Annotated in this window: 1 protein-coding gene and 1 pseudogene; both read left to right on the top strand. The window is 62.0% G+C overall.

The window, feature by feature from the left end:
* A pseudogene (locus EOA85_RS35455) lies at positions 1–785 on the top strand (sugar isomerase); the annotation flags it as partial.
* 249 nt (positions 786–1,034) lie between these two features.
* The coding region (locus EOA85_RS35460; RefSeq protein ID WP_206523473.1) for a gamma-glutamyltransferase at positions 1,035–1,282 on the top strand (248 nt) is incomplete at its 3' end.

The raw sequence follows: 1,282 nt of genomic DNA on the forward strand, positions 1-1,282 counted from the left end.
CGCTGGGATCGAAGGCACTGACCGTATGGATCGGCGACGGCTCGAACTTTCCCGGCCAGGTCAATTTCGCCAAGACGTTCGAACGCTATCTCGACGCGATGAAGGAGATCTACGCCGGACTGCCGGACGACTGGAAGCTGTTCACCGAGCACAAGATGTACGAGCCGGCCTTCTATTCGACGGTCGTGCAGGATTGGGGCACCAACTATATCATCGCCACCGAACTCGGCGACAAGGCGTTCTGCCTGGTCGACCTCGGCCACCACGCGCCCAACGTCAACATCGAGATGATCGTCTCGCGGCTGATCCAGTTCAAGAAACTCGGCGGCTTCCATTTCAACGATTCGAAATATGGCGACGACGATCTCGACGCCGGCTCGATCGATCCTTACCGTCTGTTCCTCGTCTTCAACGAGCTGGTCGATGCCGAGCTTTCCGGTGCCGAAGGTTTTGATCCGGCTCACATGCTCGACCAGAGCCACAACGTCACCGATCCGATCGAAAGCCTGATGCTGTCCGCGGTCGAGGTGCAGCGCGCCTATGTGCAGGCGCTGCTGGTAGATCGTAAGGCACTGGAAGCCTATCAGGACGCCAATGACGCGCTGATGGCGACGCAAACGCTGAAAGCCGCCTATCGCACCGATGTCGAGCCGATCCTCGCCATGGCGCGGCTGAACACGGGCGGCGCCATCGATCCGGTCGCCGCCTACCGGGCGGCCGGCTATCGGGCGAAGGTCGCGGCGGAACGGCCGGCGGTTGCGAGTGGCGGCGGCGGGATTGTTTGATGTCGGCCTGAAACGAAAAACCCGCCAACGGCGGGTCGCGGCGCAAATCAGCACCATGCAAGAACAAGCTTGTTTGCCTTCAGCCTTCGGTTGTCGAAAGCCGAAGCGACATCCGATCCTCCCCGCAAGGGGGAGATCGGCAGCTTCGCCGACGGCGAATGACAGCATTCCCGAATTTTCATTCACAGCCATGGACTCGTCCGCTCCGAGAGGGTCTTCTAGGCGCATCCAACGCCTCGGAGAACGGCCATGCACCCCACCCGCCGCACCCTAATCGCCGTCGGTCTTTCCCTCACTTTCGCCTTTGTGCCGCTGACGGCCATCTTCGCCGCCTCGCCGCAGCCGGCGAAGGGCGAGCACGGCATGGTGGTGACCGCCCAGCATCTGGCATCGCGAGTCGGCGTTGAGGTGCTGAAGAAAGGCGGCAATGCCGTCGATGCGGCGGTTGCCGTCGGCTATGCGCTGGCTGTGGTCTATCCGAACGCCGGCAATATCGG

Origin of the sequence: Mesorhizobium sp. M5C.F.Ca.IN.020.29.1.1, from assembly GCF_003997375.1 — a bacterium.
GTDB classification, from domain to species: domain Bacteria; phylum Pseudomonadota; class Alphaproteobacteria; order Rhizobiales; family Rhizobiaceae; genus Mesorhizobium; species Mesorhizobium wenxiniae.